This is a genomic window from Fretibacterium sp. OH1220_COT-178 (assembly GCF_003860125.1).
GTDB lineage: Bacteria > Synergistota > Synergistia > Synergistales > Aminobacteriaceae > CAJPSE01.
This window is the reverse complement of sequence record NZ_RQYL01000022.1, coordinates 1-16,940: the sequence shown is the minus strand read 5'-3', so window position 1 is coordinate 16,940 and position 16,940 is coordinate 1. Positions and strand designations below refer to the sequence as shown.

The 16,940-nt window shown below is 66.7% G+C and carries 13 protein-coding genes and 1 tRNA gene; 9 read left to right on the top strand and 5 right to left on the bottom strand.

Annotated elements, in window-relative coordinates; translation table 11 throughout:
• Positions 1-128 precede the first annotated feature (128 nt).
• Genes EII26_RS09405 through EII26_RS09395 form a run of 3 tightly spaced genes read left to right on the top strand, consistent with a single transcriptional unit; the run spans position 129 to position 3,860 of the window.
• Entirely contained in the window at positions 129-1,112 is a 984-nt protein-coding gene (locus EII26_RS09405) for an ABC transporter substrate-binding protein (RefSeq protein WP_124888905.1), read from the top strand.
• A gap of 49 nt (positions 1,113-1,161) precedes the next feature.
• A complete protein-coding gene (locus EII26_RS09400; protein WP_158612247.1) occupies positions 1,162-2,835 on the top strand; it encodes an ABC transporter permease in 1,674 nt (557 codons plus the stop codon).
• Positions 2,832-3,860 carry an ABC transporter ATP-binding protein gene (locus tag EII26_RS09395; protein ID WP_124888903.1) on the top strand — a complete coding sequence of 343 codons (1,029 nt, stop codon included), beginning with the start codon at positions 2,832-2,834 and terminating at the stop codon, positions 3,858-3,860. The genes EII26_RS09400 and EII26_RS09395 overlap by 4 nt, the downstream gene beginning before the upstream one ends.
• Before the next feature lie 132 nt (positions 3,861-3,992).
• Here EII26_RS09395 and EII26_RS09390 read toward each other — a convergent pair.
• From EII26_RS09390 to EII26_RS09370, 5 genes are all read right to left on the bottom strand, one after another.
• Positions 3,993-4,077, bottom strand: a tRNA-Leu gene (locus tag EII26_RS09390).
• A 55-nt stretch (positions 4,078-4,132) separates the two neighbouring features.
• Positions 4,133-5,338, bottom strand: a complete 1,206-nt coding sequence (locus EII26_RS09385; protein WP_124888902.1) for a hypothetical protein — start codon at positions 5,336-5,338, stop codon at positions 4,133-4,135.
• 78 nt (positions 5,339-5,416) lie between these two features.
• Positions 5,417-6,232, bottom strand: a complete 816-nt coding sequence (locus tag EII26_RS09380; RefSeq protein WP_124888901.1) for an HAD family hydrolase — start codon at positions 6,230-6,232, stop codon at positions 5,417-5,419.
• Positions 6,233-6,347: 115 nt separating this feature from the next.
• Positions 6,348-6,809: an OmpH family outer membrane protein gene (locus tag EII26_RS09375; RefSeq protein WP_158612246.1), complete on the bottom strand. Its 462-nt coding sequence runs from the start codon at positions 6,807-6,809 to the stop codon at positions 6,348-6,350.
• A 99-nt stretch (positions 6,810-6,908) separates the two neighbouring features.
• A complete protein-coding gene (locus EII26_RS09370; protein ID WP_158612245.1) occupies positions 6,909-8,312 on the bottom strand; it encodes a mannose-1-phosphate guanylyltransferase/mannose-6-phosphate isomerase in 1,404 nt (467 codons plus the stop codon).
• A 219-nt stretch (positions 8,313-8,531) separates the two neighbouring features.
• On the opposite strand from EII26_RS09370, the gene EII26_RS09365 reads away from it, so the two are divergent.
• The 6 genes from EII26_RS09365 to EII26_RS09340 all read left to right on the top strand — a co-directional run bounded on the left by EII26_RS09365 (position 8,532) and on the right by EII26_RS09340 (position 16,691).
• Positions 8,532-10,055, top strand: coding sequence for an HAL/PAL/TAL family ammonia-lyase (locus EII26_RS09365; protein ID WP_124888898.1), 1,524 nt, complete (start codon positions 8,532-8,534; stop codon positions 10,053-10,055).
• Positions 10,056-10,140: 85 nt separating this feature from the next.
• Positions 10,141-11,730 carry a BCCT family transporter gene (locus EII26_RS09360; protein ID WP_124888897.1) on the top strand — a complete coding sequence of 530 codons (1,590 nt, stop codon included), beginning with the start codon at positions 10,141-10,143 and terminating at the stop codon, positions 11,728-11,730.
• A 44-nt stretch (positions 11,731-11,774) separates the two neighbouring features.
• Positions 11,775-12,782 carry an ABC transporter substrate-binding protein gene (locus EII26_RS09355; protein ID WP_124888896.1) on the top strand — a complete coding sequence of 336 codons (1,008 nt, stop codon included), beginning with the start codon at positions 11,775-11,777 and terminating at the stop codon, positions 12,780-12,782.
• 10 nt (positions 12,783-12,792) lie between these two features.
• Positions 12,793-14,499: an ABC transporter permease gene (locus EII26_RS09350; RefSeq protein ID WP_124888895.1), complete on the top strand. Its 1,707-nt coding sequence runs from the start codon at positions 12,793-12,795 to the stop codon at positions 14,497-14,499.
• Positions 14,489-15,571, top strand: a complete 1,083-nt coding sequence (locus EII26_RS09345) for an ABC transporter ATP-binding protein (RefSeq protein ID WP_124888894.1) — start codon at positions 14,489-14,491, stop codon at positions 15,569-15,571. The genes EII26_RS09350 and EII26_RS09345 overlap by 11 nt, the downstream gene beginning before the upstream one ends.
• 85 nt (positions 15,572-15,656) lie before the next feature.
• Positions 15,657-16,691 (top strand): threonine aldolase family protein, encoded by a 1,035-nt coding sequence (locus EII26_RS09340; RefSeq protein ID WP_124888893.1) that lies wholly within the window; start codon positions 15,657-15,659, stop codon positions 16,689-16,691.
• Positions 16,692-16,940: the final 249 nt, after the last annotated feature.

Sequence of the window (16,940 nt, the reverse complement as noted above, 5' to 3'; positions counted from 1 at the left end):
GCCCAAGCGGGCCTGTCCGGAAAATTACTCCGGGCCCGCCTCATTTTTGCAACATTCACCCGGTACTTCGTCGGCCCAAAACGGATATAATTAAGAAGTGACTCGACGACACGGAGGGGAATTTTTTCATGGGACGATCGTTCGCAAAACTCGCTGCGCTGCTGATGGGGACGCTTTTTTGCGTCGTGCCGGCTCAGGCGGCGCCGCTTTTTCTCTACACCTCTCAGCCCGACCAGGACGTCCGGGTCCTGCTCGAGGCCTTCGGGAAGCTGCATCCGGAGGTCGAGGTCCGCGTGTTCCGGTCGGGCACGGAGGAGGTCCTCAGCAAGGTTCTGGCGGAGCGGATGACCGGCGAGGTGCAGGCCGACGTCCTGCTGCTCGCCGATGCCATCTCGTTCGAACGCCTGAAGGCCGAGGGCGTCCTCGAGCCCTACCGCTCCCCCGAGGCCGAGGGGCTGCCCGATGCCTTCAGGGACCCCGACGGGGCCTACTGCGGGACGAAGATGCTCGCCACCGTCCTGGTCTTCAACACGGCGGCGGGCGGAACGGTCGAACCCTCCTGGAGGGCGCTCCTCGCGGCGGAGAACGCCGACAGGGCCATCATGGCCAGCCCGCTCTACTCGGGGGCGGCGGCCTATCAGCTGGGCGTCCTGACCCGGTCGGAAGGCTTCGGCTGGAGCTTCTACGAGGCCCTGAAGCGGAACGGCGTCGCGGTGGGCAAGGGCAACGGGAGCATCATCACCGCGGTGGCGGGCGGGGAGAGGTTCTTCGGCCCCGTCGTCGACTACATGGCGCGCCGCGCCAAGGCCAAGGGCTCGCCGGTCGACTACGTCTATCCCGAGGAGGGGTCCCCCATCATCACGGAGCCGGTCGGCATCGTCGCCAAGGACGGGCCCCGGGACGATGCGAGGCGCTTTGTGGACTTCGTCCTGTCCGAGAGGGGGCAGGCGCTGTTCTCCGAGATGGGCTACGTGCCCGTGCGAAAGGGGGTCCCCGTCCCCGAAGGGCTGCATGGGATCGACCGGGTGAGGATTTTGAGTGCGGACGTCGCCGTTCTGACGGGGGAGCGCGAACATGACAAAAGCCGGTTCTCGGAGCTTTTCGGACACTGAGCCCGGGGCCGTATCGGGGAAGCACATGGTGCAGGAGGGGCGGGGTCCGTTGGGGCCGCGGCGTTTCATCGGGGGATGGAACGCCGTTTTTCTGGTGGCCGTCTTCTTTTTCTTCGTGCTGCCCTTCTTGCGCCTTGCCCTGCTGAGCCTGTGGGTCGACGGGCGGCTCAGCCCGGGCCTCTACGCGGAGCTCCTGGCCTCGGCCCGGGTGCGCTCGGGCATCCTCAACACCGTCGGCATCGTGGGGGCCTCGACGTTGCTGGCCTCGGCCCTCGGACTCCTCCAGGCCTGGCTCATCGCCCACACCGACATCCGAGGCAAGAGGCTTCTGGAGGGGCTTTTCGTCATGCCCTTCGTCATCCCGTCCTATATCACCTCCCTGGCCTGGGCGCGCTTCACCGGCCCCGGCGGCTTCCTGGCCCAGATCACGGGCTGGAACGTGCCCTCGGCCTACAGCTGGTGGGGGATCGTCGCGGTGATGGGGATCTGCCACGCTCCCCTGGCCTTTTTGTTCTGCCTCAACGCGCTGCGTAAGGTCCCGCGCGAGGCCGAATGGGCGGCCCGCTGCTCCGGAGCCGGTCCGTGGAGGACCTTCTGGGCGGCCACCGTTCCCTGTGCCCTGCCCGGCATCGTGGGCGGGGCCATGACCGTGGTCCTCGCGGGGCTCGACAACTTCGGGATCCCCGCCTTTCTGGGGGCACGGAGGAACATCAACGTCCTCAGCACCCTTATCTATCAGGAGGTCGTCGGCTTCGGCCCCTCGGCCTTCGGCCGCGCCGCGGCCCTCTCCGTGGTGCTGGGCGGGATCGCCCTCCTGAGCTGTGCCGTCCTGTGGCGTCTTCTGCGCGGTGGCGGAGTCCTGGAGAGCGTCACGGCCGACAGGCAGCCCCGCTGCGAGCTTGGCCGTCTCCGTCCGTGGGTCGAGGGGGCCCTCTGGGGGTTCGTCGCCGTCACCTCGCTGCTGCCGCTCCTCTCCATGCTGGCGGCGTCCCTGCTGAAAGCCTGGGGGCTGCCCCTCGAGGCGGCGAACCTCTCCCTGCAGAATTTCGCCTTTCTCCTCGGCAGCCCGAAGGCCCTCGGGGCCCTGGGGAACAGTTTTCGGCTGGCCCTGTTCACCGGGGGGAGCGCGCTCGTCATCGGTTCCTACGTCGCGTGGGGCAGGGTGCGGCGTCCGGGGCTCACGTTCCGGTTCGCCGAGGCCGCCTTTTCGCTGCCCTTCGTCCTGCCCGGAACCGTCTTCGCCCTCGCCATGATCCTGGCCTGGATGGAGCCTTTGCCGGGCTGGCGCCCCGGGATCTACGGCACGGGCACCCTTCTGGCCATCGCCTACGTCGTGCGTTTCAGCGTCCTGCAGCTCCGCGCCAGCGCCAGCGCGCTGCAGCAGGTGGACCGGTCCGTGGAGGAGGCCGCCTGGGTGTGCGGGGCGGGCCGTTGGGCCTGCTGGCGACGGGTTATCGTCCCCCTGATCTCCTCCGGGCTCCTTGCCGGCTTCTTCATGACGACGGCCCATGCGCTGACGGAGCTCACCGTCTCCTCGGTCCTCGGGGCCCTGGGGGCCGAGACGGTGGGCATGGTGGTCCTGAACTTCGAGCAGGCGGGGGACGTCACGCTCTCCTGCGCCTTTTCGGTCCTCGTCCTCGGGCTGCTCGCCATCCTCCTTCTCGCCGGACTGGCGCTGCGCCGGTGGGTCAATCGATACGAAAGGCAGGGCGACGCCCTATGAGCGTTTTCGTCTCCATCACGAAGCTGGAGAAGCATTTCGGACCCTTCGGAGCCCTGAACGGCGTCGATGCGGTCTTTCCGGCGGGGAGCTTCACCGCCGTATTGGGCCCCTCGGGCTGCGGCAAGACGACGCTGCTGCGCCTGCTGGCGGGCTTCGAAAAACCGACTTCGGGCACGGTGCTCTTCGACGGCAGGGTGGTCTCGTCGGCGGCTTTCCGGCTGCCGCCCGAGTCCCGCGGGGTCGGGATGGTCTTTCAGTCCTTCGCCCTGTGGCCCCACATGACGGTGGCGGAGCACGTCCTCTTCGCCCTGAAGCACCGGGGGCGGAGGAGCGACCGGGACGAGGCCATGAGGATCCTCCGGACCATGGGGCTCGACGCCCTGGCGGACCGGCACCCGGCCCATCTCTCCGGAGGACAGCGCCAGCGCGTGTCCCTCGCCCGGGCCGTCGCCGGAGACCCCGGCATCCTGCTGATGGACGAGCCGCTCTCGGCCCTGGACGCGGAGCTTCGGATCGAGATGCGTCAGGAGATCGCCTCTCTGCACCGAAAGCACGGCGCGACCTTTGTCTACGTCACCCACGATCAGGAGGAGGCCATGGCCCTGGCCGACAGGGTCGTGGTGATGAACGGCGGGAGGATCGAGCAGGTCGGGACCCCCGCGGAGGTCTATACGACGCCGACGTCGCCCTTCGTGGCCCGGTTTGTCTCGAAGGCCAACCTGATTCGGGGGCGCTGGGAGGACCGGCTTTTCTACCCCGAAGGGGCCGAGGGCGGGGCCTCCTGGGCCTGGATGGGGCAGGGGAGCGCCGCCGTGTGGCGGGACGAGGGCGTCTATCCCATCCGTCCGGAGCGGGTCTCGTTGTCCGAGGACGGCAGGGGGCTGCCCGCGGAGGTCGAGGACGTCCAGTATCAGGGGCGCGAGCTGCACTGCACCCTCCGCTTCGGGGAGACGATTTTGAGGGCCTATCGCCCGTCGGACAGTCCCGTGGCCTCCGGCGTCCGGGTCTGGGTGAACCCGGCGTAGCCCTCGGGCTCCGCCGAAAGGGGCGTCTTTTGGGAGACGAGTGGGAGACGAGGCCGGCGAGGCCGGCAAAAAGGGCATCCTCCAAGGAACCATGAGGATGCCCTTTCGAAATCGAGCGTCTTTCGAAACTTCTGGTGCGGAGGAGGGGACTTGAACCCCTACGCCACAAGGACACCAGATCCTAAGTCTGGCGCGTCTGCCGTTCCGCCACCCCCGCACGCCCTCGTGAACCCCGATATTTTATCACGAGACCCCGGAGAGGAGGGAGCTGGTCAATAATAGGAGACGTAGGCCGGACCCTCGACCGGAAGCGAGTCCAGCAGGAAATAGCTGCGGTCCCTGATCTCCACGATGTAAACCTGACGGTAGCGGGGGCGTTGGTGTTCGGGGGTCAGCTCCAGCTTCTGGTTGCCGAAGGTGACGAACTCCACCCTGCGCAGCCGGTCCAGCAGGGCTTTGGGGTCCGGGTGTTCCATCGATTCCGGAAGGGCGTCGAGTCCCTGGACCAACCATTGGGCAAGGGCGTCGGCCCGGCCGGCGGCGACGGCGTCCGTCACCCGGAGGGCCCGCGTGTTCCAGAGGCGGCGCTTGAGGTCCAGAAAACCGCCCTTCTGGTCCAGAAGCAGGTTCTGGTCGGCGAAGATCATGCCCCGGAAGGAGAGGAAGGAATCGTCCGGCCTGCCGCAGTGCCACAGGCGCCAGGGGGTGAGCGCGTGCATGAAGGAGCGCCAAAGCTCCTTGACCGCCATGCCGCCCATGAAGGAGATCAGCACGCCCTGTCCGGAGCTCCGGACCTCCTCCCCGACGAGCGCGAAGGTGTCGGAGACCGAGGCGTCCACCCAGTAGGGCATGGGCATGAAGCCGGCGTCGTCCAGAAGGGTCTGGCAGAGTTTGGCCTCGCGTTCCTGATGGACCGTGAAGCGGCTTCCCATGAGGACCAAATGCTCCTGAGGGGTCATGATCCTGGCCGCGTAGGCGGCGAAGGCCTTGCTTCGGTAATCGCGGAAGAGATCGAGGGCGAAGACGAAGGGCAGAGGACGTCCGTCCGGAGCGGGGGGCAGGTCCTCCCCGCCCGCCAGCAGAAGGGGGACGCCGAGCGACGCCATTTTCCCGGCCAGGCCGCGGTCGACCTCGGGGGAGGCGAAGCTCATTACGGCTGCCGTGCGCCTGTCGACCGAGAGAGGGGCGGAGGCGACGGAGTCCTCGTCCATCGGCGGAAGGTACACGAACCGGAGGTCGTGCCCTCCGGCACCGGTGCCGCTGTCCGCGATCTCCTCCTCGTGCCAGGATAGGGCGGCCCGAATGGAACGCCCCGACTCGCTCTCCCATCCGCCCTGCGGGGGGACGACGAGGACGTTCCAGACCCAGTTCGGCTCCCGCTGCGCGCAGGACGCCTCCCTCACGAAGGCTTTTCCCGAAAAAAGCGGGAGGAGAAAAGCCGCGACCAGCACCCCCGAAAGCCACCTCAGATTTTGCATGGACTCCGCTGCCCCCTTGGATTTGTCTCGCCCTTGCCCATCTTGTCCATTATAAACGACCGCGGGCGGCCCCGTGGGTCAGAGCAGACGTTGACCTGTGGCGCCTCCCACGGAGAAATCGGGGGACAGGATGTGGTCGATCAGGGTGCTTATGCCGTGCTCCGTCGCGCGCGGGATCACGAGGTCCGCCTCCCGGAGCAGGGTCTCGTGGGCGTTGACGGGCGAGGCTGCGATGTCCGCCCGGCGCAGGAGCTCCAGGTCGTTTCTGTGGTCCCCCGCGGCGACGATCACCTCCGGCCTGGAGGGAAGCTCCGCCAGGAGGCGATCCAGAGCGGTCCCCTTGGAGGTCCCCAGGGGCTGGATGTCCATGAACTGCGTGCCGCCGGGGCACACCTCCGCCTCGTGGCCGAACCGCTCCCTCAGATCCCTTTCCACCTCGGGCATGATCTCGGAATCCATCCACAGGCAGATGCGGAACACGGGTTCGGTCACCACGGGCTCCGTCACGAGGCGGATGGGGCCGACGCCCGCAAAGAACCGCCGCGTCTCCGCGTCCTTCTCCCGGCAGCCGATGTGTTCGTCACCGGAGATCTGGAGCTCCAGGGGAAGCGTCCAGACGTATTCCAGGACGCGGCGTGCCAGGTCCCTGTCCATCAGGCGGCTGTAGAGGGGACGACCGCCGGGCTCCACGATGCGGCCCCCGTTGTACAGGATCGAGGGGCGGGTCACGCCGATCGCCTCCATGTGTCTCCGGGCCGCGCTGTAGGTCCGCCCGGTGGCGACCATCAGGTCCCATCCCGCGCTTCGGAGCCGGGCGCAGGCGTTCATGACCTCCTCCGAGACCACCTCGCCGACCGACAGCGTGTCGTCGATGTCCGTGATGAACAGTTTCATGTTGTGTTTCGAGCCGCCTTTCTCGTCCTTGGGATGCGCCGAACCGGCGCAAAAACAGGACAAAAGGCTGCGCTCCAATTCGCGCAGCCTTTTGGGAACGATGCCGATAGCCTCGTTATTTCTTCTTGGGGGTTGTGGCGGCGGCGCTGCCCTTGGCCAGCTGCTGGATGACGTCCTCCGTGATGTCCACTCCGCCGATCAGGACGACGGACTTGTTCAGCACGAGGGTCAGCTTCTTGTTCCCCGCCACCTGACGAACGGCCTGCTGACAGTCCCTGAAAATGGGGTCCATGATCTTCTGTTCCTCGCGGGCCAGCTCCATCCGCTTGGTCTGGACGATCTGCGCCTTCTTCGCGGGGTCGGACTCCTTGTCGGCCGCGGCCTTCGCCTCGTTCTCCTTCTGGCGGGAGATCGTGGCCATCTGTGCCTTGGCGTCGTTCATCTTGGGGTGCTTATTGGTCACCTCGAACATGTCGATGACAGCGACGGACTCCACGGCCGCGCTCGCGGCCGACCCTGCGGCGAACACAACGAGGGCCGCCATCACACTCAGAAGCAGAAAATTTCTGGAAAACACTATAAATCCCTCCTCACGAGCTCGAGAACGGAACATCGTTCCCATGCGATTACCGGGCATGATAGCACCGATGAAAGGCGGCTTGAACGTCAGGATTACTCATTGTTCGCCGCGGACGGGCGGACGTTCCTCGTCCGGACGGACGGAGTCGTCCTCGCCCAGGTACTCCCCCTCCTGGACCGCCACCACCTCGAGTTCGATGCGGCCGCAGTTCTCGAGACTACAGGGAACGTTTTTGGGGACGAACACGCCCTCCCCCTCGTGGACGAAGCGCTCCTCGTCCCCGACCCGCACCCGGGCCGTGCCGCGCACGACGATCCAGTGCTCCACCCGATGGCAGTGGGACTGCAGCGGCAGCCCCTTGCCGGGAATGACGACCATGCGCTTGACCTTGAAGCGCTCGGCCTCGCACAGCACGCGGTAGGCGCCCCAGGGCCTGGCGCATTCGGAGATCTGGCTGACCTCGCGGCGCCCCTCGGCCTTCAGGCCCCGGACGACGTCGCGCACCCCCTGAGAGGCCCCGCGCCGCGTCACGAAGAGGGCGTCGGGGGAGTCGACCACGACGATGTCCTCCACGTCGTTCAGCACCGTCAGGCGGTTTCTGGAGTCCACGAAGCAGTTGGAGGCGTTGCGCAGCGTCACGTCGCCGATGGCCGCGTTGTTGCGCTCGTCGCGGTCGGAGACCTCGTGCAGCGCGTCCCAGGAGCCCACGTCGGACCAGCCCGCATCCAGGGGGACCACCGCCACCCTCCGGGCCCGCTCCATGACGGCGTAGTCGAAGGAGATGGGCTCGATTCCCTCGAACTCGCCGTGCAGCGCGGCGGCGCCCCTCCCCGCCAGGGAGAACAGGGGCGGGGACGTCCGCTCGAGCTCCCGGTAGAGGCTCCCCAGGGTGAAGACGAACACGCCGCCGTTCCAGAGGTAGGCGCCGCTTCTCAGGTACTCCTCGGCGGTCGCCGCGTCGGGCTTCTCCACGAAGGCCTCGACCTCGAACCAGGGGCCGCGTGCCGCCCCCCGTCGGATGTACCCGAAGCCGGTATCGGGCCGGTCGGGTACGATGCCCAGCGTCGCCAGGCATCCGGCCCGTGCGGCCTCCACCGCGCGCTCGAGGGCCTCGGAGAAGGCGTCGGGGTTCCGGACGATATGGTCGCTCGGCGTGACGACGACGACGTCGTCCTCTCCCGCGCCCGAGTCCCGAAGCGCCTCGCATCCCAGCAGGATGGCCGGCGCCGTGTTGCGCATCGTCGGCTCCAGGACGATGAAGTCCTCGGGGGTGTGCGCGACCTCCCGGGCCTGGTGAGCCACCAGGGATTCCCACTGGGCTCCGGTCACCGCCCGCAGTCGCTCCGGGGGCAGGATGCGCAGCATCCGCACGATCGTCTCCTGAAACAGCGTCCGCGCTCCGCACAGAGCCAGGAACTGCTTCGGCAGGTCCTCCCGGGACCGGGGCCACAGCCTGGTCCCGCTTCCCCCAGTCAGGATCAACCCGTAAAGTTCGGACATCCTCATCGCTCCCGTCCGCAGCAAAGTTGTTTTTTGGCGTCGGCCGGAACGGCTGGCGCCCCCTAGAGTTTACCTTATCCGGGAGGACGGGAATGGTATAATTGGCGGAGGCGAGCGGTACGACGGCCGCTTGTCGCGCTTCTTTACGCCTCCCCGGAATGCCTCGCCTCTTCTCTCGGACACAATTCGGTTTCATGCAAGGACGGAGGGCACGGAATCATGAAGGTGACGCTGAACGGCTCCAACCTGACTCTCGACCATCTGTGGCGGATTGCCTGCGAGGGGGCGGAGGTGGAGATCTCCTCCGACGGCCTCGAGCGGCTCGAGGCCTCGAGGCGGCTGGTCTACGACCTGGCGGAGAGCGACGTTCCCGTATATGGATTCAACACCGGCGTGGGCTGGAACAAGGACCGGCACATCGCCTCGGAGTATTTCAAGGCCTACAACGAGAACCTCGTGCACTCGCACACCCTGGGCGTCGGGCCCGAGGCCTCGGAGGCCGAGGTGCGGGCGGCGATGGCGATCCGCCTGAATTGCCTGCTGAACGGCAATACGGGCATTCAGCCCGCTATCGCACGGCGCTACGCCGACTTCCTGAACCACCGTCTGCACCCGGTCATTCCGGAGCGCGGCTCGATCGGGGAGGGGGACATCACGGAGCTCTCCCACATCGGGCTGGCGATGATCGGCGAGGGGGACGTGGTCTACCGGGGCGAACGCATGTCCTCCGCGGAGGCCCACCGAAGGGCCGGCCTCGAGACCGTGGTCCTGGGGCCGAAGGACGGTCTGGCGATCGTGAGCAGCAACGCCTTTGCGGCGGCCCAGGGCGCGCTGGTCCTGGCGGACCTTTTCGAGCTCGCGGATCAGGCGGACCTGATCTATGCCGTCTCGCTGGAGGGACTTAACGGGAACGTCTCCCCCCTGAACGAGAGGAGCAACGCCCTGCGCAAGCTGCCGGGGCAGATCGCCAGCACCGCCAATGTGCGCCGGTTCGTGGCGGGGAGCTTCATCGAGGACCCCGACCCCGACCGTCCGGTTCAGGACCCGGTGAGCTTCCGGGCCGGCGCCTACGTCCACGGCTCCCTGAGGGACGCCATGGAGTACGTGCATCGCTACCTGCTCATCCAGATGAACACCTCCGACGACAACCCCTGCATGCTGCTCGAGGAGCGGCGCATCATCTCCTGCTCCAACTTCGAGGTCACGACGCTGGCCGTGGGGTTCGAGATGCTGGCCATCATGCTGAGCCACGTCTCGCGGACGTCCTGCTACCGCTCGATCCGCCTTTCCAACCCCGTGCTGACGAAGCTGCCCCGGTTCCTGACCCCCGAGGAGATCCACGTCCATGCGTTCGGGGCGCTCCAGAAGACCTTCACGGCCCTCGATGCGGAGATCCGCCATCTCTCCAACCCGTCCTCCGCGGACTATTTCTCCCTGGCGGGGGGAATGGAGGACCATGCGACGAACATGCCCCACGTCGTGCAGCGCCTGCGTCGGATCGTCGACAACCTCAAGTACGTCCTGGGCATGGAGATGATCCATGCCGCCCAGGCCCTGACCCTGAGGCTCAACGGAAATCCGGAACTGAGGCTGGGCCGCGGAACGGCCGCGGCCTACGAGGAGTTCCGCAGGACGGTGCCCTGGTACGACCGGGACCGGAACCTGTCGGCGGACATTCAGTCGGCCTACGAGGTGGTGAGGAGCGGCCGGATGCTCGAGGCCGCACGTCGGGCCCTGGACTGAGTTCGGAAGGGAATGCGGCCGTTTTTTCGAGGTGGGGACACCCCCCGGACCGGGGGGCGTAAAACAGGATTCGGGAGGTCATGGCATGGAGAACCAACGGAACGACGGCAACGCGGCGCGGGTCCCGGAGGAGAACGTCGGCAGGCGGATCCGCTGGTCGGTGTTCATCCCGGCCTATTTCGTCGTCGGCGGGGCGGCCCTTCTGGGGCTGCTGAGCAAGGAGGCCCTGACCAAGGGGGCCAACGAATTCTTCTTCTGGTCCCTGGACAGCTTCGGCTGGCTCTACCAGATCTCGATCATGGCGTGTGTGGTCCTGGTGGCGGTGGTGTTCTTCTCGCGGCTTGGGAATCTGCGGCTGGGCGGCCGGGAGGCAAAGCCGAAGTACGGCTTTTGGACCTGGTTCGCCATGACCCTGACGGGCGGCGTGGCGACGGGCATCGTCACCTGGGGGGTCAACGAGCCCCTCATCTACTACGGCAATGTGTGGGGCGAGCTCAACCAGATCGGGATCGAGCCCAACACGCATAAGGCCGCCATCTTCGCCATGGCGCGCAGCTTCTACAACTGGACGTTCGTCCCCTACGCCATCTACGCGCTCTGCGGCCTGCTCGTGGCCTACATCTACTACAACAAGAGGGACAGGCTGCACGTTACGACGACGCTCAAGCCGATCTTCGGGGAGCGCGTGACCCGAGGCTGGTTCGCCGCGGCGATCGACACGCTCTCGATGCTGGCCCTTGCCATCGGCCTGACGACGGGCCTGACCATGTGCATCACCCTGGTCATGGGGGGGCTCAAGAGCGGCTACGGCATTCAGGGAGAGCTCCCGCTCTTCGTCGCCATCGGCGCCCTGCTGATCGTCTCCTTCACCTTTTCCTCCTACATCGGCATGGACCGTGGGCTCAAAGCACTGGGGAACCTCAACGCCTGGTTCTACTACGGGCTCCTGGCCCTGCTGCTCTTCACGGGGCCCTTCGTCTACATCATGCGCCTCTTCACGGCCGGCCTCGCGGAGTGGCTCCACAACTTCTGGCACTGGGGCCTCGACCCCATCGACATCGGCGGCGAGGCGCTCGTCCGGTCCTGGACGCTCTTCGACTGGGCCTTCTGGGTCGGCTACGCCCCCGTCACGGGGATCTTCCTCGCCATGATCTCCTACGGCCGCACGGTGCGCGAGTACATGATCGTCAACTGGATCCTGCCGTCGGCCTTCGGTCTCGTCTGGTTCGGCATCTGGGGCGGAAGTGCGCTCCACATGCAGTCCACGGGCGGAGCGGACCTGGTCGGGGCCATCAACAGCGGCGGCGCCATCATGGCGCTCTGGGAGTTCCTGAAGCACCTGCCCTTCGGCCTCGGGGCCATCGTGGTGCCGGTCAACATCTTCGTGATCCTGATCTCCTTCATCACGAATGCGGACGCGACCCTGACCAACATCGGCTCCATGTGCGTGAAGGACGTCCCGATCGGGACGGAGCCCCCCGCGAAGCTGAAGGCCCTGTGGGGCATCTCCGTCGGCACCGTGGCCATCATCATGGCGGCATACGGCGGGGGAGCTCAGGGGGTGGACGGCGTCAAGGCGCTGGCCGCGGCCGCGGGGTTCGTGGTCCTCTTCATTTTTGCGCTTCAGATCGTCGCCTTCATCCGGACGTTCTTTGTGGACAGGATCGTGGAATAGTCTTGCGGTAAAACTGAAAAAATCAAGAGGAGGAGTTTTTCGTCATGTCTTTCAATCTGCTGCGCGTTTCGTCTCTCTTGCTTCTCGTCCTGTGCCTGGCCGGCGCGGTCCCCGCGGCTGGGGCGGGTGAACTCAACGCCTACACCATCATGCCGGAGAAGTACGCCTCCCAGGTCTTCGAGGCCTTCACGGCGGCGACGGGGATCAAGGTGAACTTCATGCGATTCTCCTCCGGAGAGGCCCTGGCCCGCGTGGTCGCGGAGAAGGGCAATCCCCAGGCCGACGTCATCCTGGGCGGGCCGGCCGACACCTACGAGGCCGGCGTCAAGGAGGGCGTGTTCGAGGCCCGCAAGCCGGCCAACGCGGACGGCATACCGGCGAAGTACCGCTCTCCCGAGGACTACTGGACGGGCGTCGGCATCATCCCTCTGGTCTTTCTGACGAACACGGACTTTCTGAAGGAGAAGGGGCTGGAGGCCCCCCGTTCCTGGGAGGACCTGCTGAACCCCGCGTATAAGAACGGCCTGCAGATGGCCGACGCCCGCACCTCCGGGACCGCCACGGAGCGGATTTACAGCCTCGTGAAGATCATGGGCGAGGACAAGGCCTTCGAGTATCAGAGGAAGCTGCATCAGAACGTCCAGATGTACACCAAGAGCGGTGCGGGCGGGGCGCTTCCCGTGGCGTCGGGGCAGGCGGCGTCCGGGATCTTCTACGTCGTGGATGCGCTGGATATCCAGCAGCAGGGCTATCCCGTGGTCCTGAGCTACCCGTCCGAGGGCGTCTCCTACGGTGTCGAGGCCGTGGGTATGCTGAAGGGCGCCAAGCACCCCGAGGAGGCCGCGAAGTTCGTCGACTGGGCCACCTCCAAGGACTTCGCCCAGCTGCTCGTGGACAAGAAGATCAACTACATCCCCACCCGGACCGACGTGACGGTCGACAACCCCGCGCTGGACGTCTCGAAGGTCGTGCTGATCGAGACCGACGTGGCCTGGAAGGGAGCCAGCCGCAAGGGGTTCGTGGACCGCTGGATCAACGAGGTCATCAAGTAGGCCGGCGACGATGGGACGCCTCCCGGACTCTCCGGGCGTCGGGCGGGGCACCCCTCTCCTGAGGGACCCCGCCCTTCTTCCGGCTCTGATCGCCGTCTGGATCGCGCTGGGGATCTTCGTGCTCTACCCCCTGTTTCGGCTCCTCGCCCAGGTCTTCTGGGCCGAGGGGGGCCTCACGCTCGCGTCCCTGTCCGCCGCCCTGGGGGACGGGTACGATCGGCAGGCCTTCGTCAACAGCCTGTGGCTCGCCGGGTGGGTGGCCGTTTCGGGCACCTTTCTGGGCTACCTTTTCGCCTTCACCGTCACGCGGACCCGGCTGCCCTTGTGGGCCAAGGGCCTGATCGGGGCGGTGACGACCCTGCCCCTCATCTCCCCGCCCTTCACGGGCAGCATCGCGCTGACCCTGGCCCTGGGGCCCAACGGGACCCTGGTCAAGCTGCTCGGTTTGGGGTCCTTCAACTTTTACGGCTTCTGGGGCACCTGGATCTCGGAGACGCTCACCTACTTTCCCGTGGCCTTCCTGACCCTGACGGCCGTGCTCTCGGCGCTCGACCCCAACCTGGAGAACGCGGCCCTCTCCCTGGGGGCCTCCGGGGGGCGGGTGTTCCGCACGGTCACGCTGCCGCTCTCCATCCCCGGGATCGCCAACGCGGCCCTGCTGCTCTTCGCCAGTTCCCTGGCGGACTTCGCCACCCCTCTGGTGCTGGCGGGACACGGATTCCCCGTCCTGCCGACCCAGGCCTACCTCCAGATCACCGGGCTCTACGACCTCAGCCGGGGCGCGGCGCTCTCCTTCCTGCTGCTCGTCCCCGCCGTGACGGTCTACCTTCTGCAGCGCCTTTGGGTGGGGCGGAAGAACTACGTCACCGTCAGCGGCAAGTCCGGCGGCAGGGGCGAGTTCGTCCGGCTGGGCCCCGCGGCGGAGGGCGGCGTCCTCCTCGCCTGTTTCCTGGTCGTCGCCTTCATCCTCTACCTCTACTCCATCATCTTCTGGGGCTCGGCGGTCAAGGTCTGGGGCGTGGACAACACCCTGACGTGGGACAACTTCCGCTACGTCCTCACCCACGGCAAGAAGGCGGTGACCGATACCCTGATCATCGCGGGGGTCGCCACGCCGCTGGGCGGCCTTCTGGCCGTCCTCATCGGCTATCTCGTCCAGAGGAAGAAGTTCTTCGGCGTCCGCTTTCTGGAGTTCTCCTCCATGCTGAACTACGCTCTGCCCGGGACGGTGGTGGGCATCGCCTACGTCATCGCCTTCAACGGGCCGCCCATCGTCCTGACGGGCACGATGACCGTGCTGGTCGCGGCCTATCTCTTCCGCTATCAGGCGGCGGGCATCCGCGCGGTGGTCGCGTCGCTGCACCAGATCGACCCCTCGCTCGACGAGGCCTCGGCCAGTCTGGGGGCGGGCGCGGTGCGGACGTTCTTCCGGGTGACCGTACCGCTCGTCGTCCCCGCAGTGCTCATGGGCATGCGCTACCTCTTCATCCACTGCATGACTGCCATCAGCGCCACCATTTTTCTGGTGTCCATGCGCTGGAGCCTGCTGACCACGCGGATCCTGGAGTGCATGACGGAGCTCCAGTTCGCCCAGGCCTGCGCCTTCTCCGTCGTGCTGATCCTGCTCGTGTTCGCCGCCACGGCGGTGCTGACGGGCCTGACCCGCCTCATGACGAGGCGCATCTCCGGAGGAGGGAGCTTGACCCATGGCCGTTAGCCTCGAAATCAGGGACGTATCCAAGATCTTCTGGAAGGACGGAGAGCCCGTACGGGCGGTGGATGGCGTCTCGATCGCCGTCGCGCCCGGCGAGATGGTGACCTTTCTGGGGCCGTCCGGCTGCGGCAAGACCACCACGCTGCGCATGGTCGCGGGCTTCGAGACGCCGAGCGCCGGCGCGATCCTGATCGGGGGACGCGACGTGACCGGCGTCCCCGTCAATCGCAGGGGCATCGGCTTCGTCTTTCAGAGCTACGCCCTCTTCCCGCACATGAGCGTCTTCGAGAACGTGGCCTACGGGCTGCGCGTCAAGCGGCTGTCCGAGCCCGAGATCCGGCGCAGGGTGACGGAGGGGCTGGAGCTCGTCGGCCTTGCGGGGGCCGAACGCCGCCTCCCCAGCCAGCTCTCGGGCGGGGAGCAGCAGCGCGTGGCGCTGGCGCGCGTCCTGGTGCTCCGGCCGGAGGTCCTCCTGATGGACGAACCCCTGTCGAACCTCGACGCCAAGCTGCGCATCCACATGCGCACCGAGATCCGAAAGATCCAGAGGAGCCTCGACATCACATGCCTCTACGTCACGCACGATCAGAGCGAGGCCCTGACCCTCTCGGACCGGATCATGGTGATGAACGGGGGCCGGGTCGAGCAGATCGGTGCGCCGCACGAAATCTATGCGGAGCCCCAGTCCGTGTTCGTGGCGGACTTCATCGGCCAGGCAAACGTCCTGCCCTGCAGGGTCCTGGGGACGGAGAACGGGGTTTTCTCCGTCGACGTCTTCGGCCACGTCGCGTCCGTCCGGGGAGCCAGGGGCTGTGCCCTCTCGGCGGGAAGCGAGGCCATGCTGGTGATCCGGCCCGAGAAGCTCGTCCCGGGGCTCGCCTCCGGTTCGGACGGGATCACGGGCACCGTGGCCGCGGCCACGTTTCTGGGGTCGCACATGGAGTACGAGGTCGCCCTGCCGGGGGGCCGCAGCGCTCTCTCCTTCGACCCCTTCCTTCCCGGCAAGCGGATCTGGAGCGAGGGCGAGTCCGTAACGCTGGGCTTCGATTCCGCGGCGGCGGTGTTGCTCCCCTGAGCGGAAGGGTCCGGGGCCTTTTCCCCGGACCGCCGGACATGGCCGCGCGAATTTCCCGAGAACCGACATACAGGAGGCTGCAGCGATGATACGATTCGACAGCGATTATCTGGAGGGGTGCCATCCCCGGATCCTGGAGCGCCTGGCCGGGACGAACCTGGAACAGACGCCGGGCTACGGGCTCGACCCTCACTGCGAGCGCGCCGCGGAGCTGATTCGAGGTGCGTGCGCGGCCCCGGAGGCCGAGGTGCATTTTCTCGTCGGCGGAACCCAGACCAACACCACCGTCATCAAGTCCCTCCTGAGCCCCTGCGAGGGGGTCCTGTGCGCGGATACGGGACACATCAACGTCCATGAGGCGGGGGCGATCGAGGCCACGGGGCACAAGGTGTGGGCGCTCCCGAGCGGGGACGGGACCCTGAACGCGGAGCGGGTCCGAGAGGCGCTCGAGGAGTTCGGCGCGGATCCCACCCGCGAGCACAGGGTCCAGCCGGGGATGGTCTACATCTCCCACCCGACCGAGAACGGAACGCTGTATGGGAAGGAACAGCTCGAGGCGCTGAGCGCGGTCTGCCGCTCGTACGGGCTTCCCCTGTTCCTGGACGGGGCGCGGCTGGGCTATGGGGTCATGGCCGAGGGGGCGGAGCTCTCGGTGCCCGATGTCGCCCGGCTCTGCGACGTCTTCTACATAGGGGGCACGAAGGTCGGCGCTCTGTTCGGCGAGGCGGTCGTGATACCGAGCCCCGGGCGCATCCGGCAGTTCCGAACGCTCGTCAAGCAACAGGGCGGCCTGCTCGCCAAGGGGCGGCTGCTGGGCATCCAGTTCGAGGTCCTGTTCGAGGACGGGTTGTATTTCGAGCTGGCGCGGCATGCGGATCGCCAGGCGATGCGCCTCCGGGAGGCGTTTTTGGAGAAGGGAGTCCCGTTCCTCTACGAGTCCGTGACCAACCAGCAGTTTCCGATCCTGCCGGATGGGGACATCGACCGGCTCCTGAGGGACTTTTCCTTCGAACTGTGGCAGAGGATGGGGAGCGGCCGGTCCGCGGTGCGGTTCTGCACCAGCTGGGCCACGCGCCCGGAAAATGTGGACGCGCTGATCGAGGCGATTCGTAAACTGTAGGCTCCCTTCATGCCGATTTTCTGCAAAGGGGGGCTTTACAAATCCGAAACCCTGAGGTAATATACACGAGCTCCGAGTTGCGGGCCGGTTCGACCGGTCCCGGTGTCGGGGCGGAAACCGGCGTTGATAAAACGTTGGTTTTGTTTTTTGCAACTTGACAAATTTACAGGCGAGCCATAGAGGGAAGAGAGAAGTAGGCTGCGATGCCGTTTGTATTGGGTGTTGCAGAGAGAGCGAGCGGGAGCGATC